A 21,061-nucleotide genomic window follows, 5' to 3' on the forward strand; every position below is an offset into this window, starting at 1 on the left:
TTATTGATGAGCGCTTTCCGGCGAGTAAAAAATACATGTGCGTCGGCCCTTGATCCGATGGGAAAACATCGACTGGAAAACGGGTTAAGTTTGATATAGCCTTGTCTGATAAAAGCAGGGCAGTAATCAAATCAACAGAAAGTCGCTGCAAAAAACAGGGGCCGCCATCATGTTATTCGACTAGTTTCGACTTGCATTCCCGGTCTGACTAAAAATTCATCCATGAATAAACCGACATCGCGCCGCGATTGCCGGAGCGGACGCTTTCATCCGTGATTTTCTGCTGTGCGTCACCCTGTGTGGTCGCAATACCAATACCAAGGCCGAAATCAATAACGAGGGAAAGCATGAATACTGCGCGTTCGAAAAAGGCGAGTGAACCGTTCCCGAGGCTGTTGTTGCCCACGGGTGTTTTCCTGGCACTGTCCGGCGCGGGTATCGTGCCCGCTCATGCAACTTGCAACCAGGCGGGCACGACGGTGAGCTGTTCCGGCGTCGCGAACCCGCTGGCGCCGAGTTTCTCGAGCAACCTCAACAACATCAACGCGACGGTCAACCCCGGTGCGAGCGTCGGCGTGCTGCTCGGCGTCGGCGGCACGGCGATGTCGCTGACGGGCAACAACACCACGCTGACCAACAACGGCACGATCGACCCGTCGGCGCTCGGCTCGGGGCTCGGCGTGCTGTCGAGCGGCGCGGTGATCGGCAACGCGGCGGCGAGCTCGGTCAACGTCACCAACAACGGCGTGATGAACGGCTCGACCGGCGTGGCGATCAGCGGCGTGACGGGCATGGCGCTGTCGATCCAGAACGGCCAGGGCGGCACGTCGACCATTACGAACACCGGTTCGATCGGCTCTTCCGCGCTGGTCGGTGCGACGCTGATCGGCGCCGATGCGCCGGTGGTCGCCGCCTACGGCGGCGGCACGGTCAACATGACGAACAGCGGGACGATCAGCGGCCGCGTGTCGTTCGGCTCGAACAGCGCGCCCGGGGGCGGCAATACGTTCACCAACTCGGGCGTGATCAACGGCAGCGTGTCGATGGGCGCGAACAGCACGAACACGTTCAATGCCGTGACGGGCTCGCAGGTCAACACGGCCGGCGGCACCGGGGGCGCGTTCAACATCACGGTCGGGGCGAACACGCTCAACGTCGCGCAGACGGGCATCGTCGACGGCGGCGCGGGCGGCAACAACACGCTCAACCTGCAGCAGGGCGCTTCCGCGAACGGCACGATCGCGGCCAACAACTACATCAACTTCAATCACCTGAACGTCCAGGGCGGCAACTGGACGATCAACGGCGCGTCCACCGCGCAGGACGCGACGCTGAGCGGTGGCGTGGCGATCATCAACGACAACGCGTCGCTCGGCACCGGCAACATCACCGGGAACGGCGGTGCGTTGCAGGCGGGCACGGCGGCGCTCAACGTCTCTAACAACGTGTCGCTCGGCGTGGGGGGCCTGACGGTGCAGGGCACGACCGGGCTGACGCTGTCCGGTACGGTGTCGGGTGGCGGTGCGCTGACGAAGAACGACGGCGGCACGCTGACGCTGTCCGGCGCGAACAGCTACACGGGCGGCACCAACCTGAACGCCGGCGGCCTGGTGATCGGCAACAATTCGGCGCTCGGCATCGGCACGCTGAACGTGAGCGCGTCGGCGTCGCTCGATACGAGCACGAACGTGACGCTCGGCAACACGGTCAATCTCGCCTCCGGCTCGACGCTGTCGATCGGCGGCAGCAACAGTCTCGGGCTGACCGGCGCGATCAACGGAAGCGGCGGCCTCGTGAAGAACGGCGCGGCGACCACGACGCTGAGCGGCGTCAATACGTATACGGGCGGCACGACCATCAACAGCGGTACGCTCGCGCTGAATGGGGCCGGCAGTCTGTCGGCGACCGGCACGGTCAACCTGACCGGTGCGGGTGCAACGTTCGACGTGAGCGCTGCGTCGGGCGCGCAGACGATCGGCTCGCTGGCCGGCGCGGCCGGCACGAACGTGAACCTCGGCGTCAATTCGCTGACGCTCGGCGGCACCGGCAATGCGACCTATGCCGGCACGATCGGCGGGTCGGGCAGCGTGACGCTGTCGGGTACCGGCGTGCAATCGCTGACCGGTACGAACGTATACACGGGCGGCACCAACCTGAACGGCGGCAACCTCGTCGTCGGCAGCAATACGGCGCTCGGCAGCGGCGCGGTGAACGTGAACGGCTCGTCGACGCTCGACGCGACGACCAACGTGACCCTGGCAAACGGCGTCAATCTCGCGACGGGCACCACGCTGACGCTCGGCGGCGGCACCGATCTCGGCCTCGGCGGCGTGATTTCCGGTGGCGGCGGTCTCGTGAAGAACGGCGCGGCCGCGCTGACGCTGAACGGCGCGAACAATTACACCGGTGGCACGACGCTGAACGCAGGCAGCCTCGTGCTCGGCAACGGCTCCGCGCTGGGCACCGGTGCGCTGACCGTCGGCGGCGCGGCGACGCTCGATACGAATGCGAGCCTGTCGGTCGGCAATGCGATCGGTCTCGGCACGGGCGCGACGCTGACGCTCGGCGGCAGCAACGCACTCGGATTGAGTGGCGCGATTTCCGGTACGGGCGCGCTGGTGAAGAACGGCGCGTCGACCACGACGCTGACGGGGGCGAACACCTACACCGGCGGCACGACGATCAATGCCGGCACGCTCGCGCTCGGCGCGGGCGGCAGCCTGTCGTCCACGGGTACGGTGAATCTGGTCAATGCGGGAGCCGCGCTCGACATCAGCGCGGGCAGCGCGCAGTCGATCGGCGCGCTGTCGGGCGGCGTCGGCACGAGCGTGAGCCTCGGCGCCAACGCGCTGACGCTGGGCGGGACCGCGAGCGGCACGTTCAGCGGCACGATCGGCGGCACCGGCAGCCTGACGCTGGCGGGTACCGGCACGCAGACGTTGAACGGCGCAAATACCTATACCGGCGGCACGAATCTCAATAGCGGCAGCCTGGTACTCGGCAACAACGGGGCGCTCGGCTCCGGCGCGCTGAACGTCGGCGGGGCGGCGACGCTCGATACGAATGCGAGCCTGTCGGTCGGCAATGCGGTCAATCTCGGCACGGGCGCCGCGCTCACGCTCGGCGGCAGCAACAACCTCACGCTGGGCGGCGCGATTTCCGGCGCGGGCAGCCTCGTGAAGAACGGCGTGGCCACCACCACGCTGACCGGCGCGAATACCTACACGGGCGGCACGACGATCAACGCGGGGACGCTGGCGCTCGGCGCGGGCGGCAGTCTTGCATCGACCGGTGCGATGAACCTCGCGGGCGTCGGCGCGACGCTGGATCTGGGCGGTGCGACGGGCGGCCAAACGCTCGGCGCGCTGTCGGGTGTCGCGGGAACGAACGTCAACCTCGGGAACAATGCACTGACGCTGGGCGGGACCGCCAGCGGCACGTTCAGCGGTGCGATCGGCGGTACGGGCAGCCTGACGCTCGCAGGCACCGGCACGCAGACGCTGAACGGCGCGAGCACCTATTCGGGCGGCACGAACCTCAATAGCGGTGGCGTGGTGCTCGGCAACAATACGGCGCTGGGCACCGGCACGGTGAACGTGGGCGGCGCGGCGACGCTCGATACGAACGCGAGCCTGACGGTGGCCAATGCGGTCAATCTCGGCACGGGTGCGGCGCTCACCTTGGGCGGCAGCAATGCGCTCGACCTGAGCGGTGCGATTTCCGGTGCGGGCAGCCTCGTGAAGAACGGCGCGGCGACGACCACGCTGACGGGCGCGAACACGTACACGGGCGGCACCACGATCAACGCCGGCACGCTGGCGGTGGGCGCGGGCGGAAGCCTCGCGTCGACCGGCGCGATGAATCTCGCGAGTGCCGGCGCGACGCTCGATCTGAGCGCCGCGACGGGCGCACAAACGCTCGGCGCATTGTCGGGCGTCGCGGGCACGAACCTCAACCTCGGTGGCAACGCACTGACGCTGGGCGGGACCGCCAGCGGCACGTTCAGCGGTGCGATCGGCGGCACGGGCAGCCTGACGCTCGCGGGCACCGGCACGCAGACGCTGTCCGGCGCGAACACCTATACGGGCGGCACGACGATCGGCGGGGGCAGCACGCTGGCGCTCGGCGCGGGCGGCAGCCTTGCGTCGACCGGCACGGTGAATCTGGCCGGGGCCGGGGCGACGTTCGACCTGAGCGGCGCATCGGGCGCGCAGACGATCGGCGCACTGACCGGTGCGGCCGGCACGAACGTGAACCTCGGCGGCAACGGGCTGACGCTGAGCGGCAACGGCAGCAACACGTTCGGCGGCGCGATCGGCGGCGCCGGCGGCCTGACGCTCGCCGGCAGCGGTACGCAGACGCTGACGGGCGCGAACACTTATACCGGCGGCACCACGATCAGCGGCGGCGGCACGCTGGCGCTGGGTGCGGGCGGCAGCCTCGCGTCGACCGGCGCGGTGACCCTCGCCGGCACGGGTGCGACGCTCGATCTGAGCGGCGCGACGGGCGCGCAGACGATCGGCACGCTGGCGGGTGCGGGCGGCACGAGCGTGAATCTGGGCGCGAATGCGCTGACGCTGAATGGCACCACCAACGGTACGTTCGGCGGTGCGATCGGCGGGACGGGCGGTGTGACGGTCGCCGGCACGGGCACGCAAACGCTGACGGGCGCGAACACGTATACCGGCGGCACGACGATCAACGGCGGCAGCACGCTCGCGCTCGGTGCGGGCGGCAGCCTCGCGTCGGGGGGCGCCGTGACTCTCGCGGGCGCGGGCGCGACGTTCGACGTGAGCGGCGCGACGGCCGCCCAGACGCTCGGCACGCTGACCGGCGCGGCCGGCACGAACGTGAATCTCGGCGCGAATGCGCTGACGTTGAACGGCAGCGGCAACGGTACGTTCGGCGGTGCGATCGGCGGGACGGGCGGCGTGACGTTCGCCGGCACGGGCACGCAAACGCTGACGGGCGCGAACACATATACCGGCGGCACGACGATCAACGGCGGCAGCACGCTTGCGCTGGGAGCCGGTGGCAGTCTCGCGTCCGGTAGCACCCTGAATCTCGCGGGCACGGGTGCGACGTTCGACGTGAGCGCTGCGAGCGGCGCGCAAACGATCGGTGCGCTGTCGGGGGTGGGCGGCACGAACGTGAATCTCGGCGCGAATACGCTGACATTGAACGGCAGCGGCGACAACACGTTCGGTGGCACGATCGGCGGGACGGGGGGCGTGACGCTGGCGGGCACCGGCACGCAGACGCTGACGGGGGCGAACACGTACACGGGCGGCACGACGATCCATGGCGGCAGCACGCTTGCACTCGGCGCGGGAGGTAGCCTCGCGTCGACGGGCGCGGTGAATCTTGCGGGCACCGGTGCGAGGTTCGATGTGAGCGCCGCGACCGGTACGCAAACGATCGGTGCGCTGTCGGGCGCGGCCGGCACGAACGTGAGTCTCGGCGCGAATGCGCTGGCGCTGAACGGCACCGGCAGCAGTACGTTCGGCGGCACCATCGATGGCTCGGGCAGCGTGACGGTGGCGAGCGGCACGCAGGTGCTGACCGGCGGCAACACGTACACGGGCGGCACCACGATCGCCGCCGGCGGCACGCTGCAACTCGGCAACGGCGGCACGTCGGGCAGCGTGGCCGGCAACGTCGTCGACAACGGTGCGCTGATCGTCAATCAATCCGGCAATGTGACGATCGCGAGCGTGCTGTCCGGCACCGGCTCCCTCACCCAGGCCGGCAGCGGGCAACTGACCCTGACCGGCACGAGCACGCTGAGCGGGCCGACCACGGTCAGCGCGGGCACCCTCGCCGTCAACGGTTCGCTCGGCCAGTCGACCGTGACCGTGCAGAGCGGCGCGACGCTGACCGGCACCGGCACGGTCGGCGGCCTCGTCGTGCAGAACGGCGCGACGGCGGCTGCCACGCAACCGGGCGCGGCGCTGAACGTGGGCGGCAACGTCACGTTCCAGCCGGGTTCGACGTTCCAGGTCGCCGCCACGCCGCAGCAAAGCGGCAGCCTCGCGGCGAGCGGCACGGCGACGCTGAACGGCGGCACCGTGCAGGTGCTGGCGAACCAGAGCGCTTACCAGCCGAGCACGACGTACACGATCCTCAGCGCGTCGTCGGGCGTGCAGGGCGCGTTCACCCAGGTGAGCGCGAACTACGCGTTCCTGACGCCGACCCTCAGCTACGACCCGGGCCACGTGTACCTGCGACTGGTTCAGAACGGCACGTCGCTGCCCGACGTCGCGACGACGCCGAACCAGCGCTCGGTCGCGACCGCGCTGGGCGGGCTCGGCGCCGGCAATCCGCTGTACGACGCGGTGCTGACGACCGACGCGCCCACCGCGCGCCGCGCGTACGGGCTGCTCGACGGCGAACTGCAGGCGAGCCTGAAGAGCATGCTGCTGCTCGACAGCCGCTATGTACGCGACGCGGTGACCGATCGTGTCCGCCAGGGTCTCGCGCCCGGATCGGGCCCGCTCGCGGCCCTGTCGTCGGGCGGCGCCGCGCTGTGCGGCGACAACACGGCCGGCGTGGCCGACCCGACGCTGCCGCCGGAACGCCGGATCGGCTCGCGCGACGGGTGCTACGGTGGGACGCCGTATCAGCCGGTCGTCTGGGGGCAGGCGTTCGGCGGCCGCAGCCGGCTCGCCGGCGACGGCAACGCGTCGACGATCAACCGCAGCATGACGGGCTTCATCGCCGGCGCCGACATGGCGCTCAACGACAAGTGGCGCGCGGGGCTGGCGGCCGGTGTCACGCACAGCTCGCTCGACAACGACCAGAGTTCGTCGGCGGCGGTGAACAGCTACTACCTGTCGCTGTACGGCGGCGCGCAGTACGGCGCGCTCGGCGTGCGCGGCGGCGCGTCGTACACGTGGTACCGCATCAACAGCGACCGCTATCCGGGCTTCGCGGGCTTCTCCGATCACGACTCGGCCGGCTACAACGCGAATTCGGCGCAGGTGTTCGGCGAAGTCGGCTACGCGCTGCCGGTCGGGCCGGTCGCGATCGAGCCGTTCGCGGGCCTCGCGTACGTGAACCTGCATACCGACGGCTATACGGAAACCGGCGGCGCGGCCGCGCTGCGCGCCGGCGGCGAGACGACCCACGTCGGCTTCTCGACGCTCGGCCTGCGTGCGGCGTCGCAGCTCGGCTCGATCGCGAGCGGCACGTTCACCGCGCGCGGGACGGTCGGCTGGCGACATGCGTTCGGCAACGTGCGGCCGTCGTCGGCGTTCACGTTCGCGAATGGCGGCACGTCGTTCCAGGTGTCGGGCGTGCCGATTGCTCGCGACAGCGCGGTACTCGAAGCCGGCATCGACGCGAACGTCACGAAGCGCCTGACGCTCGGCCTCACGTACAGCGGCCAGTATGGCAGCGGCGTGCGCGACAACGCGATCCTCGGCAACATCCTGTGGAAATTCTGACCGGCAACTGACGTACCCGTCCGCGGCGCCTCGCGACGCAGCAACGTCGCGGGGCGCCGCGGCCGTTTCGTCGCTGCGCACGTGCCCGGTTCTGGCCTATCCTGTGCGAAACACGCGACGCGCGCCGCGCGTTGCGCCTCGACACAGGAGCATCGATGCCGAATCACGCCGAAGCCACGACGACGCAGGCGCCGCAAGTCGCGCCAGTTGCCCCGACCATCGCGTCGGGTCCCGCCTTCATCGCGCCCGAAGCCGATCAGCAGGTTCTCGCGCGCAACAACCAGTACGTGCTGAAATCCGGTGACGCGTTCGTGGTCAGCGACGCGCTCGGCGACATCGGCGGGCATGACGACGGCCTGTTCGTCGACGACATGCGCGTGCTGTCGAAATGGCGCCTGACGTTCGGCGGCCGCGCGCCGTCGCTGCTGTCGGGCGCGACGAGCGCCGACAACGCGTCGTTCACCGCGCACCTGACGAACCGCCCGCTGCCGCCGCTCGGCGGCCACGAGACGCCCGAGGGCGTGATTCATATCGAGCGCATGCGCGTGCTCGCGGGCGACGTGCTGTACGAAGCGCTGACGCTGACGAACTACGGCGCGAGCGAAGCCGAGGTGCCGCTGTCGCTGTCGTTCGCGGCCGATTTCAAGGACATGTTCGAAGTGCGCGGCACGCAGCGGCCGAAGCGCGGCACGGTGGGCGCGCCGCGCGTCGACGCGGGCGCGGTGCGGCTGCGCTACGACGGCCTCGACGGCGTGGAGCGCAACGTGACCGTGCATTTCTCGCCGGCGCCCAACGCGCTGTCGGTCGATCGTGCGGACTACACGCTGACGATCGCCGCGCAGGCGTGCGTGTCGATCTACCTGACCGTCGATGCGACGCTCGGGCCCGAGCAGGGCGAAGGGCCCGGATGCGGCCGCGTCGCGCTGCGTACCGCGCTGGTCGGCGTGCATCGCGAGATGCGGGCACGGCGCGAGTCGATGGCGCGCGTGAACACCGGCAATCCGCTGTTCGACGCATGGCTCGATCGTTCGCTCGCGGATCTCGGGCTGCTCACGACGCAGCTCGACACGGGGCCGTACCCGTATGCGGGCATTCCGTGGTTCTCGACGCCGTTCGGTCGCGACGCGATCATCACGTCGCTGCAGATGCTGTGGCTGCAGCCGTCGCTCGCGCGCGGCGTGCTGCGCTTTCTTGCCGAGCATCAGGCGCGCGAGACCTCCGCGTTCCGCGACGCGGAGCCCGGCAAGATCATGCACGAGTTCCGCCGCAGCGAGATGGCCGCGACGGGCGAGGTGCCGTTCGCGCTGTACTACGGCGGCGTCGATACGACTCCGCTGTTCATCGTGCTCGCGGGCGCCTATCTCGAACGCACCGGCGACGATGCGCTGATCGACGAGCTGTGGCCCGCGCTCGAGCGCGCCGCGCAATGGGTGATCGACAAGTGCGACCGCAATCCGTACGGACTGCTCGATTACCAGCGCACGTCGGAGCGCGGCCTCGCGAACCAGGGCTGGAAGGACAGCCACGATTCGGTGTTCCACGCGGACGGCCGTTTCCCGGACGGGCCGATCGCGCTCGTCGAAGTGCAGGCCTATGCGTGCGCGGCGCTCGACGCGATGTCGGCATGCTCTCACCGGCGCGGCCATGCGGCCGACGCGACGCGCTACGCGTTGCGCGCGAAGACGCTGCGCGACCAGGTCGACGCGCTGTTCTGGATGCCGGAAGGTGATTTCTACGGGATCGCGCTCGACGGTCATGGCGAGCTGTGCCGCGTGTTCGCGTCGAACGCCGGCCACCTGCTGGCGTTCGGGCTGCCCGACGCCGAGCGCGGCGCGGCGGTCGCCGGCGTGCTCGGCTCGGCGCTGTTCCAGACGGGCTGGGGCATCCGCACGCTCGCGGCCGGCCAGCCGCGCTTCAACCCGATGGCATATCACAACGGCTCGGTGTGGCCGCACGACAATGCGCTGATCGCGCGCGGCCTCGCGCGCTATGGCGACAAGACGGCCGCGGTGAATCTGCTGCGCGCGCTGTTCGAGGCGGCGGTGAGCTTCGAGATGCGCTTGCCGGAGCTGTTCTGCGGGTTCCCGCGCCGGCGCGGCGAACCGCCGACCGCGTATCCGGTGGCCTGCCTGCCGCAGGCGTGGGCGGCCGGCGCGCCGTTCATGATGCTGCAGGCGTGCCTCGGCGTGAGCATCGACGCGTCGCGCCACGAGGTGCGCGTCGAGCGCCCGGCCTTGCCGGAAGGCGTCGACTGGCTGCGGATCGACGCGCTGCGCGTCGGCGACGAAACCGTATCGCTGACGTTCCGCCGTGTCGACGGTCAGGTCGTCGCGGCGGCGGAGCAGCCGGGCCGCGTGAAGGTGGTCGCGGTACTGTAGCGGGGCGCTGCGCGAACGTTGCGCGATGTCGCGCCACGTTCGCGCGCAGCGGCATAGAATCGTGACATGACCCTTGAACGATGGCGGAGGTAGACGATGACGACCGACAACCGGCCCGACGACGGCGAGCACAAGCTCGAGAATCTGGAAGCGGCGGTCGACCACCTGCACAAGTCGATCGAATCGCAGAGTATCGCGGTCGGCGCGGCGAAAGGCATCCTGTTCAGCCTGATCGAAACGCTCGGCGCACTGATCGGCGATCCCGACCTGCCCGAGCATGCGCGTTCGGGCTACGAAGCGTTGCGCGACAAGGCGAGCGAATTGCGCGGCGGGCTCGACCGCCATTGATGCACGGGCGGCGCGGGCGCTGCCCGATTTGGCAGACGCGGCACAAAACCCCGTGCGCTCAACCAGTTAGGTGCCCGATACGCAGGATATCCACAAGCTTGCCAACACAATCTGTGGAGAACCGCCCGGCCGCCGGCCGGGTGCGTTGCGGGTGCGTGGCGAGCGGTTCGACAACCGTTCCGGTGCCACACCATTGACCGGTCAAGGTCCGTGGATCGAATCCCCTTGTGTATCAAGATGTTACGCGTCCGATCTGATGGATATCCACAGGCTTGCCAACAAAATCTGTGGACAACTCGCAATCGATTGCGTCGCAGGGGTTGAGGATCCGGCCGGAATGCGACCGGGGCACGAAGCCCGTGCGCAAAGGCTGCCCGCGCCGTGCACCGGCACGCTAATGCGTGCGCGATCAAGGGCTTAGGCGCCAGGTACCCAGGATATCCACATCCTTGCCAACACTTTCTGTGGACAAGCGGCGTTATTCGACGGGCGCGGCGCCGGCCGCCTCGGCCACGATCCAGTCGCGAAAGAGCATCATCGCGGGCGTCAGCGGTTTCGACTTCAGCGACGTGAGCCAGTAACCGCCCGCGCGCACGTCGATGTCGAGCGGCCGCGCGAGCTGGCCGAGCTGCAGTTCGCGCGCGAACATGCACGCGGGCGCGAGCGCGACGCCCGCACCCTGCATCGCGGCCTCGACCATCAGCCGGGACGAATCGAACACGGGCCCGTTGACGGCCCACGGTTCGAGCCGCGCGGCGTCGAACCAGCCGAGCCATTCGTCGGTGCGGTACGAGCGCAGCAGCGTTTCGTTCGCGAGATCGGCCGGCCGCGCGAGGCGCCGCGCGATCTCCGGCGTGCACAGTGCGGTGAGTGGCGCATCGAGCAGCCGCTCGTTGCGCGTCGCCGGCCAGTTGCCTTCGCCGAAACGGATCGCGAAGTCGAGGCCCTCGGCGGCGAGGTCGACGACATTGTTGTTGGTCCGCAGCCGCAGCTCGACGAACGGGTGCGTGTCGCCGAACTGCTTCAGCCGCGGCATTAGCCAGCCTAGGGCAAAGGTGCCGACGACGCCGAGCGTCAGCACTTCGTGGAAACGCCCGCCGTCGAACTGCTTGAGCACCGTTTCGATGCGGCTGAACGCGTCGCTCAGCACCGGCAGCAGCGCGCGCCCTTCGTCGGTGAGCCCGAGGCCGCGCGGCAACCGCGTAAACAGCGTACAGCCGAGCCGCTCCTCGAGCGAGCGCACCTGCTGGCTGACGGCGGCCTGCGTCACGCTCAGCTCGAGGCCGGCGCGCGTGAAGTTCAGGTGGCGCGCCGACGATTCGAACGCGCGCAACGCATTGAGCGGAAGATGAGGGCGGAGCTTCGTCATAAGAATTTCTTTTGTCAGCGCTCAATTATCGTTGCTTGTCAGGCAACCGTAAAGTCTCGATAGTGCTGTCTCGGCGGCCGGCCGTTTTCCCTCTCCCGACACCGTTGCGCCGCCATTCCACCACGAGACAACCGACATGACCTACTCATCGAAACGTCGAACCCTGTTGCTGGCCGCCGCGACGGCGCCGCTCGTTCTCACCGCCACCGCGTGCGCGTCGCGGCAGGCCGCTGCGCCGGACCCGGCCACGGCGGCAGCGGCGGCTGCCGCGGATGCCATGGCGCCCGCCGCGGCAGCAGCGACGCTCGCCGATCTCGAGCGCGACGCGGGCGGCCGTCTCGGCGTATGCGCGATCGACACGGCGAGCGGCCGGGTCATCGAGCATCGCGCGGGCGAGCGCTTCCCGTTCTGCAGTACGTTCAAGGCGATGCTGAGTGCGGCGGTGCTCGCGCAGAGCGTCGAGCGGCCGGGCTTGCTGCAACAGCGCGTGACGTATACCAAGGCCGACCTCGTCAACTATTCGCCGGTGTCGGAGAAGCATGTCGGCGCGGGCATGACGGTGGCCGCGCTGTGCGAGGCGACGATCCAGTACAGCGACAATTTGGCCGCGAACCTGCTGATGAAGCTGATCGGCGGCCCGTCGGCGGTCACCGCCTACGCGCGCTCGATCGGCGACGACGCGTTCCGGCTCGATCGATGGGAGACCGAACTGAATACCGCGTTGCCGGGCGACCCGCGCGACACGACGACGCCCGCCGCGATGGCCGCCAGCATACGCGTGCTGACGCTCGGCGACGCACTGCCGGCCGCGCAGCGTGCGCAGCTCGTCGCGTGGCTGCGCGGCAACAAGGTCGGCGACAAGCGGATTCGTGCGGGCGTGCCGGCCGGATGGGTGGTCGGCGACAAGACCGGTACTGGCGACTACGGGACGACGAACGACGCGGGCGTCATCTGGCCGACGTCGCGCGCGCCGATCGTGCTGGCCGTGTACTACACGCAGACGCGAGCCGATGCACGAGCGAAGGATGACGTGATCGCGTCGGTCGCGCGCATCGTCACGCAGACGTTCGGTTGAGCGGCGCGGCGCGGCGTGCGTGGCGAGATCCGCGGGCGCGCCGTGCCGCAGTCGTGACCCGCGCGATCAAACGTTGTGCGATCAACGACTTAGATCGCGCATGCTCAGGATATCCACATGCTTGCCAACAAAAAGTGTGGACAAGCCCGCACGCGGCGGCGCCAGGCATGCGCCCGCCGTCGTGCCGCGTTTGAAGCAGCGCGGACAAAGTCTTTCGGATCAAGCGTTTGGCCGCGGTATGCGCAGGCTATCCACACGCTTGCCAACACAATCTGTGGACAAGCGCGGCGAGCAGTGTGGCAGCCGGCGCGTCACGCGTCGAGGCAGCACATAATCGGTGATTGGCCGCTCGCGTGCCGTTTTCGAGGCGGCGCGGACAAAGTCTTTCGGATCAAGTGCTTGATCGCGGTATGCGCAGGCTATCCACATGCTTGCCAACACAATCTGTGGACAAGCCCGCGCGCTGCCGCGATGGCAACGCTCAGGGCTGCCGATCGCCGACGGCCGGCCAGCGCGCGAACGCGAACACCCACAACATGATGAAGTTCAGCACCGGGACGAACATCGTCAGGATCCACCAGCCCGAATGCCCGGTGCGCCGGACGATGCGGACGTACGGATAGACGACGATGGCGACGAGCACGAGCGAGATGAGCAATTGCCACGCGGTGAAGTGTTCCATGGTCTTCCTCGGATTGAAATGTCGTCATGCGGTGCCGGCGGAACGGCCGGCCCGTGGCGCCGACGCGCGTTGCCGGCCATGCGCGGCCGCGTGCGGCTTGCGTGATCTTGATGGGTGACGGGCGCGGGCGTCAAGGTATCGGCGCCGCGCTGCGATCGCACTGAATCGTCCGCGTGCGCGCCGGCCGCTACCGCGCGCTGCCGAAACGATGACACGCGGCACGAACCGTAGACCGATCAATGGGTTAGCGCAGGCTTGCGCAGGATATCCACAAGCTTGCCAACACAATCTGTGGGTAACTGGCGCAGCGCCGGCCCGGCATGCGTGCGGGCGTTACGACGCGCAGCGGGCGTGCATCGGACTACAGGACTACATCGGGACTACATCGCCGTGGCGTCGTGATGCGAAGTGCGGCGAAGCGGTGTGCGCGATGACCATGGCGCGCGCCGTGTCTGCATCACGCGTGCCAAAGTCCATCGGATCAAGGGTTTAGCGTCGCGGTGCGCAGGATATCCACAAGCTTGCCAACATTTTCTGTGGAGAACTCCACGTTCGCGAGGCGGCCGATGCCACGCACTGCCACGCTTCGCATGCCCGCTCACGCCGTGCAGATACCCGCCACGCCGACCTTCTGGAACAGGTGCGGGCTGGCGACGGCGGACGACGGATAGGCCGACAGCTTGGCGACGAACTCCGGATGCGTGAAGGCCGCGCGAAACGCTTCCGTCGATTCCCAGATCGCGTAGTTCAGGTAGGTCGGGCTGTCGCCGAGTGCGCGATGAAGCTGCGTCGAGATGAATCCCGGCTGCCGCTTCATGAAAGCCGCGTCGTCTTTCCAGGCGGCGAGAAAATCGGCTTCGTCGGCGGGCGCGAGCGTGAACACGTTGACGAGCACGACCGGGTCCGCGTCGATCGCAATCTGTTGCTGGATCGGAAAGGCCGGATCCATCGGCTTGAACTGGGGCATGGGTGCTCCTGGTGAGGTAGAGGGCAAGCGGGCGGCTACGCGTGGCCGTCCTGGCCGTGCGCGCCGGACATCGCCGACAGCACGCGCAGCGCCGCGTCGAGGTCGGAAGAGCTGAAGTCGCCGGCGATGTCGCGGACATGCCGCTGCCACTGCTCGACCACGGCCTGATAGGCCGCTTCGCCGCGCGGCGTCAGCGCATACAACGGCGAGCGCTTGTGCGCCGGATTGGGCAACGACAGCACCAGCCCTTCGTCGGTCAGCACGTTGATCTGTTTCAGGACGGCCTGCCGCGTGATGCCCATCGTGTCGGCGATCTGCGGGATGTTCGGCGCGTCCGGCGCCATCGAGATCGCGCCCAGCACCTGCCAGCGCGCGCTGGTCAAGCCGTGCGGCCCGGCGAAGGTGTTGCCCCATTCGATCAGCAGGCCGTTCAACCGGAATACGGATAGCGCGACGGCGGTCAACTTGTCGGATTTCGTCATGGCCAGTTCGGGTCGTAAATTGACAACTACTTTACGTAATAGACAACCGGTTGTCAAATTGGCGGGCGAGTGTCGACAGACGAAGGGGCTTCGGTATTGCAGCGTGGAAGCGCACGCGGACATCCGTGAAACCTCGACCGATCTTTGGGGCGAGCGGATCGTCCACGAGAAGTGACGCGCGCGGGCGTGCTTGCCCCGGGCCGGCGCATTTGCCGCGCACGCACGACAAACCCTTTCCGATCAAGGGCTTGGTGCTGTTAATGGAAGGTTGTCCACAAGCTTGCCAACATTATCTGTGGACAAGCCTTCGGCCGCCCGCGCATCAGGCCGGCAGCGGGAAGCGCACCGTGACGGTCAGCCCGCGCCCGCCGCGGGTGGTGCCGAGCGAGACGGTCGCGCGATGCTGTTCGGCGATCCGCTTGACGATCGACAGCCCGAGCCCGCTGCCCGACGACGTGGCGGCCTGCGCGCCTTCGCCGCGATAGAAGCGTTCCCACACGTCGGCGCGCTCGGCTTCCGGAATGCCGGGGCCGTCGTCCGCGACTTCGAGCACGGGCGTCGTGCCGTCGACGCGCGCCGACACGTCGACGCGCGCGCCTTCGCCTGCATAGCGGATCGCGTTGTCGACGAGATTGTTCAGCAGCACGCGCAGCGTGTCGGCATTGCCCGCGGCCATCACCGGCACGTCGACGATCGCGCCGAGATCGATCCGGTGCGCGTCGGCGACGCGTGCGCGATCGGACACCACCGAGCGGCACAGCGCGGCGAGATCGACCGGCGCCGATGCGGAGACGACCGCCTGCGCATCGGGTTCGAGGCGCGCGAGCGTCAGCAACTGTTCGGCGAGGTGGCCGAGGCGGGTCGTGCCCGCATGGATCTGCGCGAGGATGTGCTCGCGTTCCTCGGCCGTCGCCGCGCGCCGCAGCAGTTGCGACTGGATCGACAGCCCCATGATCGGCGTGCGCAGCTCGTGCGCGGCATCGGCGATGAAGTGCCGCTGCAGCGTGAACGAGCGGTCGAGGCGCGCGAGCAGGTCGTTGATCGCTTCGGCGAGCGGGCGGACCTCGTTCGGCATCGACGCGACGTCGACCGGTTCGAGGTTGTTCGCATTCCTGCGTTTCAGGCCGGACGCGATCGCCCGCAGCGGCCGCAGCCCCGCGCCGATGCCGAACCACAGGCCGAGCGCGAGCAGCGGCAGCATCGAGAACACGGGCCACAGCAGGTGGACGGCGATGCCCGCGATCGCTTCCCAGCGCGCATGCCGCGCCTGTGCGAGCCGGATCGTCGTGCCGCCGCGCTCGGTCACATAGGTGCGCCACGGCTGGCCGCCGACGTCGACGCTCGCGATGCCCTGCTGCGCGGGCGGCGGCAGCTTCGAGTCGCGATCGGTCGAATACACGAGCGTGCCGTTGCGCCACACCTGCAGCAGCACCGCGTCGGGGTCGCTCGCTTCGAAGCCGTGCTTGCCTTTGGCATGGTTGCTGAACGACAGCTCGCCGTTCGGGCCGACCACGATCTGTTTCGACATGCTGCGCATCTGGTCGTCGAGCAGGTCGTCGAGTTCGCGCAGCGCGCCCCAGTAGGTGCCGGCACTCGCGACCAGGCCGATCACGCACGCGGCCGGCAGCAGCCACGTCAGCAGGCGCCGCCGCAGCGACGCGTTGCGCCAGCGCGCGACCGCGCGTTCCATGCGCGTCACGTGCCGTCACCGATCCGGTAGCCGACGCCGCGCACCGTGCGGATCATGTCGTGGCCGAGTTTCTTGCGCAGGTTGTGGATATGCACCTGCACCGCGTTGCTCTCGATTTCCTCGCCCCAGCTGTACAGCCGTTCCTCGAACTGCTCGCGCGAAATCACCGCGCCCGGTTCGCGCATCAACTCGTGCAGCAGTACGAATTCCTTCGGCGACAGCGGGACTTCGTCACCGTCGAGCCAGACGAGGTGCTTGACGGGATCGAGCCGCAGCGGGCCGATCGCGAGCGTCGTCTGCGCGCGACCCGCATGGCGGCGGCTGACTGCGCGAATGCGGGCGAGCAGCTCGTCGAGCTCGAACGGCTTGACGAGATAGTCGTCCGCGCCGCTGTCGAGGCCGGCGATGCGGTCCGGCACGCCGTCGCGCGCGGTGATGATGATCGCGGGCAGGTTTTCGTCGCGGCGGCGCAGCGCGGCGAGCACCGACAAACCGTCGCGGTTCGGCAGCCCGAGATCGAGCAGCAGCAATCCGTAGCCGGTCGCGCGCAGCGCGAGCGACGCGGCGTCGCCGTCCTTCACCCAGTCGACCGCGAAGCCTTCCTGTTTGAGGCCCTGTTCGAGCCCGCTGCCGATCAGCGGATCGTCCTCGACGAGCAGTACGCGCATGAATTCGTGTCTCTTCAAACGGGGCGCCGCGGCGCCCGGGATCCCCATGATAAGCGCACGCGTCTTAGACCAAGCTTAAATGCGCGCGGGGCGCCGCGCGGTTTTCGTACTCGTCCAATGCGGCACCGTGTCACTTCGGCATGCCCTTCAGGTTTGCTTAATCTTACGGTCCGTAATCTGGCGCCGTCGCGTTCAACGGAGCGCGGCGCCACATCGAAGAAGAGGACCACGATCATGAAACACCTGGCCAGAATTCTGGCGGTCGCGCTCGTCGCGCTGCCCGCCGCCGTCTACGCGCAATACACGGGGCCGTCCGCGCTGACGACGACGACCGTGAAGGCGCTGCTCGCCAACGGCCGGGACGACCAGCACGTGCAGTTGCAGGGGCGCATCGTCAAGCACGTCGGCGGCGAGGATTACGAGTTCGCCGACGCCACCGGCACGATCCACGTCGAAATCGACCACAAGCTGTGGGCGGCGGGCCAGCCCGTCAGCGACAAGAACGAGGTGAAGCTGACCGGCGAATTCGAGCGCAAATGGTCGGGCCGCGTGAAGGTCGACGCCGATCACGTCGAAGTGCTGCGCTGACCGATGCGCGCGGGGCCGGTGATACCATGGACGACCGGTTCCCGTTCCCATCAAGATGGCCGCCAATTTCGACGAACTCGCGTCCCGGATCCGGGCGCAATTTTCCGAGCTGAGCCCGCAATTCCAGGCGGGCGCCGCCTTCCTGCTCGATCATCCCGACGAAGTCGCCACGTCGTCGATGCGCAAGGTCGCGCAGCGCGCGCAGGTGCAGCCTGCGTCGCTCGTGCGGCTCGCGCAGCAATTCGGCTTTCCCGGCTGGAACGAGCTGCGCGACCTGTGCGTCGCGCGCGTGCGCACGCGGCCCGAGCCGCTCACGCAGCGTGCGCGCTCGCTCGTGCGGCCCGACGCGAAGGCGTCGCTCGCGCACGACCTGCTCGCCGCGCAGCAGCACAACCTGTCGGCGACCGCCGCGCAGAACGAGCATGCGCTCGCGGATGCGGCAAAGCTGATCCGCAAGGCATCGCATGTGCACGTGGCGGGGTTTCGCTCGTGCTATCCGGTCGCGTTCGGTTTCGTCTACGGCTACCGGCTGTTCCGGCCGACCGTGTCGCTGCTGAACGGCGTCGCCGGGTCGCTCGAAATGGAACTGCGGACGATCGCGAAGCAGAGCGTGACCGTGATCGTCAGCTTCGCGCCGTATTCGGCCGAAGCGACGCGCGTCGCGCAGGCCGCGAAGGCGCAGGGCAGCCGGATCGTCGCGATCACCGACAGCGCCGTGTCGCCGATCGCGCTGCACGCGGACGCGCAACTGATCTTCACGCACGACAGCCCGTCGTTCTTTCCGTCGCTGGTGGCCGCGCATGCGATGGCCGAGGCGCTGGTCGCGCAGTTGCTGGCGCTCGAAGGCAGCGATGCGATCGCGGCGCTCGAGCGGACCGAAGCGGAACTGCACGCGAAGGGCGCGTACGTCGTTTGACGGGCGCGGCATGGGCAGTTTCAGCCCACTGTCATCACTTTCATTCACGACCCGACGCAACTCGATGACGTTGACCTACGCAGTGACCGATGCGGGCGACGCGGCGGTGCGCAAGCAGATCGTCGCGCCGCTCATCCGCTTCAACGAAAGCCAGGCCGGCCCGGTCGACTTCCGGCCGCTGGCCGTGATCGTGACCGACGAGGCCGGCGCGGTGGTCGGCGGCCTGTGGGGCGGCACGGCGTTCGGCTGGCTGCACGTCGACCTGCTGGTCGTGCCCGAGGCCGCGCGCGGCCAGGGCGCCGGCACGCGCATCATGGACCTGGCCGAACAGGAGGCCGTCGCGCGCGGCTGCCACAGCGCGTGGCTCGACACGTTCGACTTCCAGGCGCGACCGTTCTACGAGAAGCGCGGCTATGTCCGCTTCGGCGAGCTGCCCGATTATCCGGTCGGGCACAGCCGCATTTTCCTGACGAAGAAACTCGCGGGCTGAGCGCCGCCGCGCGGCACGATTGACGTTGCCGGCGGCCGTCGCCTACGATACCGGACAGCGATGCAGGTCGCTTCCGGGTCCGCGGAAAGGGTTCAACCCACCTGTCGCGGCAAATCCGGGCTTTCCCCATCCTTTGTGCTGGCGGTATTGCGGACCTTCGGCCATCCATGCACGAGGATCCGCATGAAAAAGCTGCCTCCCAACGCCCATCCCGATCATCTGAAAAAGCAGGCCAAGGCGTTGTTGCGCCTGTACCGGCAGGGTGACGCCGATGCCGTCGCGCGCTTCGTCGAGTCGCTGCCCGCCGCCGCGAATCGCACGCACGACGAAACGCTCGCGCTCGGGCTGCGCCTGCACGACGCGCAGTCCTGCATCGCGCGCGAGTACGGTTTTGCGTCGTGGGCCGATCTCGGCGTGTTCGTCGAAACCCATGCGCTCACGCGGGAACCGCGGCCGCTGCTGATTCGCCGCTGGCTCGAGCTCGCTTACGGCGCCGACGTGACGGGCGGCTTCGACGCGGCCCGGCCGCGCGTCGCCGCGCAATTGCTGCTCGATCATCCCGATCTCGTTTCGGCGGACCCGACCATCGCGTGTGCGGCCGGCGATCTCGACGCGGTGAAGGCCGCGCTGGCCGCCGATCCCGGCTGGATCGCGCGCGCCGGCGGGGCGCTGAAGCTGCCGCCGCTCGTCGCCGTCACGCATTCGCGGCTCGGGCAGCTTCCCGAATTCGCGGCGAGGTTGCGTGCGTGCGCGCGTCATCTGCTCGATGCGGGCGCTGATCCGAACCAGCGGATCGGCAACCGGTATCCGCCGGCCTCGCTCGCCGCGCCCGATGCGTCGGCGCCGCTGTCGGCGCTCTATGGCGCCGCCGGCGTCCAGGGCGATCCGGCGCTCACCGCGATGCTGCTGGAAGCCGGCGCCGATCCGAACGACGGCGAATCGCTGTATCACTCCGTGGAGAACCCGGCGTGCACGCGGCTGCTGCTCGAGCACGGCGCACGGGTGGGCGGGACGAATGCGTTGCGACGCGCGCTCGACGTGCCGGACGCGGCCGCGCTCGAACTGCTGCTCGCGCATGGCGGCGATCCGAACGAACCGGCCGGCGAGGGGCCGACCAGGACGTGGGGCGCGCCGTTGCTGCGCGCGATCGCCGTGCGTTGCCCGGCGCGCCATGTCGCCGCGCTGCTGGCGGCCGGCGCCGATCCCCACGCGCGGACCGCCGCGGGCGTCAGCGCGTACCGGCTCGCGATGCAGACCGGATCGTCCGATGTCGCGGCGCTGTTGCGCGCGGCCGGCGCGGAGGAGGCGCTCGATGCGCAAGACGCGTTCGTGGCGGCGTGCGCGCGCGCCGATGCCGACGACGCACGGCGCATCCAGGCGCGTCATCGCGACCTGCCCGGTGCGCTGTCCGACGACCGGCTGCGGTTGCTGCCGGACGCCGCCGCATGGGGTTCGCGCGATGCGGTGAAGGTGATGGTCGAGCTGGACTGGCCGATCGACGCGCGCGGCGGCGACTGGGACGCGAGCGCGCTGAATCACGCGGTGTTCCGCGGCGATGCGGAACTGCTGGCGTTTTTGCTCGCGCACGGTGCAGGCTGGCGCGACCTGCACGGGTTCGGCAGCGACGCGCTCGGTACGTTGTCGTGGGCGTCGGTCAACGAACCGGAGGGAGCCGGTGAGGCCGACTGGGAGGCGTGCGCGCGCGTGCTGCTTGCGTATGGCGTGCCGCCAGCGGTGCGCGATCCGTCGAATCCGGATGGCGTGCTGATCGACGGTCGCGCGATGCGGTTCTCCGAGGCCGTCACCGACGTGTTGCTGGGCAGCGACGGTGGGCGGCCCGTATCGACGTGAACCGACGCGGGCGGCCGCGCGGGGTGGCCTGCATTCGGCGTTGGGCCGCATTCTTCCTGTTGCGCGACGACATTTCGACGAAAGCTGAAACGTCGCGTGCACGACCGGCGTA

Annotated in this window: 15 protein-coding genes; 8 read left to right on the top strand and 7 right to left on the bottom strand. The window is 68.9% G+C overall.

Translation table 11 applies throughout. The annotated features are described in order from the left end of the window. Window positions 1-208: 208 nt before the first annotated feature. Window positions 209-406, bottom strand: coding sequence for a hypothetical protein (locus tag H0X90_RS32210; protein WP_077209982.1), 198 nt, complete (start codon window positions 404-406; stop codon window positions 209-211). Between H0X90_RS32210 and H0X90_RS32215 the strand changes: the two genes are divergently transcribed. The 3 genes from H0X90_RS32215 (at window position 348) to H0X90_RS32225 (ending at window position 10,171) form a co-directional block, all read left to right on the top strand. Continuing rightward, the gene (locus H0X90_RS32215; RefSeq protein ID WP_171984211.1) at window positions 348-7,445 is read left to right on the top strand and encodes an autotransporter-associated beta strand repeat-containing protein; all 7,098 of its coding nucleotides are present in this window, start codon (window positions 348-350) and stop codon (window positions 7,443-7,445) included. The genes H0X90_RS32210 and H0X90_RS32215 overlap by 59 nt on opposite strands. A 155-nt stretch (window positions 7,446-7,600) precedes the next feature. Beyond that, a complete protein-coding gene (locus H0X90_RS32220) occupies window positions 7,601-9,823 on the top strand; it encodes an amylo-alpha-1,6-glucosidase (protein ID WP_077188777.1) in 2,223 nt (740 codons plus the stop codon). A gap of 96 nt (window positions 9,824-9,919) precedes the next feature. After that, a complete protein-coding gene (locus H0X90_RS32225) occupies window positions 9,920-10,171 on the top strand; it encodes a hypothetical protein (RefSeq protein ID WP_006482135.1) in 252 nt (83 codons plus the stop codon). Between the two features lie 478 nt (window positions 10,172-10,649). Here the strand turns inward: H0X90_RS32225 and penR are convergent, their stop codons facing one another. Next, a complete protein-coding gene (gene penR / locus H0X90_RS32230; protein WP_077188778.1) occupies window positions 10,650-11,540 on the bottom strand; it encodes a beta-lactamase transcriptional regulator PenR in 891 nt (296 codons plus the stop codon). A 136-nt stretch (window positions 11,541-11,676) separates the two neighbouring features. Between penR and blaPEN-B the strand changes: the two genes are divergently transcribed. After that, window positions 11,677-12,615, top strand: coding sequence for a PEN-B family class A beta-lactamase (blaPEN-B, locus tag H0X90_RS32235; RefSeq protein WP_077188779.1), 939 nt, complete (start codon window positions 11,677-11,679; stop codon window positions 12,613-12,615). 481 nt (window positions 12,616-13,096) lie between these two features. Here blaPEN-B and H0X90_RS32240 read toward each other — a convergent pair whose 3' ends face one another. The 5 genes from H0X90_RS32240 to H0X90_RS32260 all read right to left on the bottom strand — a co-directional run bounded on the left by H0X90_RS32240 (window position 13,097) and on the right by H0X90_RS32260 (window position 17,104). Then, window positions 13,097-13,297: a membrane protein gene (locus H0X90_RS32240; protein ID WP_006485688.1), complete on the bottom strand. Its 201-nt coding sequence runs from the start codon at window positions 13,295-13,297 to the stop codon at window positions 13,097-13,099. Between the two features lie 598 nt (window positions 13,298-13,895). Continuing rightward, window positions 13,896-14,264: an antibiotic biosynthesis monooxygenase gene (locus H0X90_RS32245; RefSeq protein WP_060263825.1), complete on the bottom strand. Its 369-nt coding sequence runs from the start codon at window positions 14,262-14,264 to the stop codon at window positions 13,896-13,898. 35 nt (window positions 14,265-14,299) lie between these two features. Continuing rightward, window positions 14,300-14,746 (bottom strand): MarR family winged helix-turn-helix transcriptional regulator, encoded by a 447-nt coding sequence (locus H0X90_RS32250; protein ID WP_006485683.1) that lies wholly within the window; start codon window positions 14,744-14,746, stop codon window positions 14,300-14,302. A gap of 322 nt (window positions 14,747-15,068) precedes the next feature. Continuing rightward, complete coding sequence (locus H0X90_RS32255) at window positions 15,069-16,445, bottom strand: ATP-binding protein (RefSeq protein WP_060263829.1); 1,377 nt, start codon at window positions 16,443-16,445, stop codon at window positions 15,069-15,071. Continuing rightward, window positions 16,442-17,104 (bottom strand): response regulator, encoded by a 663-nt coding sequence (locus H0X90_RS32260; RefSeq protein ID WP_006485687.1) that lies wholly within the window; start codon window positions 17,102-17,104, stop codon window positions 16,442-16,444. Before H0X90_RS32260 ends, H0X90_RS32255 begins: the two co-directional genes overlap by 4 nt. Before the next feature lie 234 nt (window positions 17,105-17,338). Here H0X90_RS32260 and H0X90_RS32265 point away from each other — a divergent pair, with 234 nt between their 5' ends. The 4 genes from H0X90_RS32265 (at window position 17,339) to H0X90_RS32280 (ending at window position 20,949) form a co-directional block, all read left to right on the top strand. Then, complete coding sequence (locus tag H0X90_RS32265; RefSeq protein ID WP_077188780.1) at window positions 17,339-17,692, top strand: YgiW/YdeI family stress tolerance OB fold protein; 354 nt, start codon at window positions 17,339-17,341, stop codon at window positions 17,690-17,692. A gap of 55 nt (window positions 17,693-17,747) precedes the next feature. After that, on the top strand, window positions 17,748-18,608 hold the full coding sequence (locus tag H0X90_RS32270; protein ID WP_006485686.1) for a MurR/RpiR family transcriptional regulator: 861 nt from the start codon (window positions 17,748-17,750) through the stop codon (window positions 18,606-18,608). 64 nt (window positions 18,609-18,672) lie between these two features. Then, window positions 18,673-19,098 carry an N-acetyltransferase gene (locus tag H0X90_RS32275; RefSeq protein ID WP_006485684.1) on the top strand — a complete coding sequence of 142 codons (426 nt, stop codon included), beginning with the start codon at window positions 18,673-18,675 and terminating at the stop codon, window positions 19,096-19,098. A gap of 183 nt (window positions 19,099-19,281) precedes the next feature. After that, a complete protein-coding gene (locus H0X90_RS32280; protein ID WP_077188781.1) occupies window positions 19,282-20,949 on the top strand; it encodes an ankyrin repeat domain-containing protein in 1,668 nt (555 codons plus the stop codon). Window positions 20,950-21,061: the final 112 nt, after the last annotated feature.

Origin of the sequence: Burkholderia sp. 9775_39 (genome assembly GCF_015712225.1) — a bacterium.
Classification (GTDB): Bacteria; Pseudomonadota; Gammaproteobacteria; order Burkholderiales; family Burkholderiaceae; genus Burkholderia; species Burkholderia cenocepacia.

Bases quoted from the DNA above. Each gene is read 5' to 3' on its own strand.
- H0X90_RS32215 (WP_171984211.1), top strand. From the start codon at position 348: ATGAATACTGCGCGTTCGAAAAAGGCGAGTGAACCGTTCCCGAGGCTG.
- H0X90_RS32220 (WP_077188777.1), top strand. From the start codon at position 7,601: ATGCCGAATCACGCCGAAGCCACGACGACGCAGGCGCCGCAAGTCGCG.
- H0X90_RS32225 (WP_006482135.1), top strand. From the start codon at position 9,920: ATGACGACCGACAACCGGCCCGACGACGGCGAGCACAAGCTCGAGAAT.
- penR (WP_077188778.1), bottom strand. From the start codon at position 11,540: ATGACGAAGCTCCGCCCTCATCTTCCGCTCAATGCGTTGCGCGCGTTC.
- blaPEN-B (WP_077188779.1), top strand. From the start codon at position 11,677: ATGACCTACTCATCGAAACGTCGAACCCTGTTGCTGGCCGCCGCGACG.
- H0X90_RS32240 (WP_006485688.1), bottom strand. From the start codon at position 13,297: ATGGAACACTTCACCGCGTGGCAATTGCTCATCTCGCTCGTGCTCGTC.
- H0X90_RS32245 (WP_060263825.1), bottom strand. From the start codon at position 14,264: ATGCCCCAGTTCAAGCCGATGGATCCGGCCTTTCCGATCCAGCAACAG.
- H0X90_RS32250 (WP_006485683.1), bottom strand. From the start codon at position 14,746: ATGACGAAATCCGACAAGTTGACCGCCGTCGCGCTATCCGTATTCCGG.
- H0X90_RS32260 (WP_006485687.1), bottom strand. From the start codon at position 17,104: ATGCGCGTACTGCTCGTCGAGGACGATCCGCTGATCGGCAGCGGGCTC.
- H0X90_RS32265 (WP_077188780.1), top strand. From the start codon at position 17,339: ATGAAACACCTGGCCAGAATTCTGGCGGTCGCGCTCGTCGCGCTGCCC.
- H0X90_RS32270 (WP_006485686.1), top strand. From the start codon at position 17,748: ATGGCCGCCAATTTCGACGAACTCGCGTCCCGGATCCGGGCGCAATTT.
- H0X90_RS32275 (WP_006485684.1), top strand. From the start codon at position 18,673: ATGACGTTGACCTACGCAGTGACCGATGCGGGCGACGCGGCGGTGCGC.
- H0X90_RS32280 (WP_077188781.1), top strand. From the start codon at position 19,282: ATGAAAAAGCTGCCTCCCAACGCCCATCCCGATCATCTGAAAAAGCAG.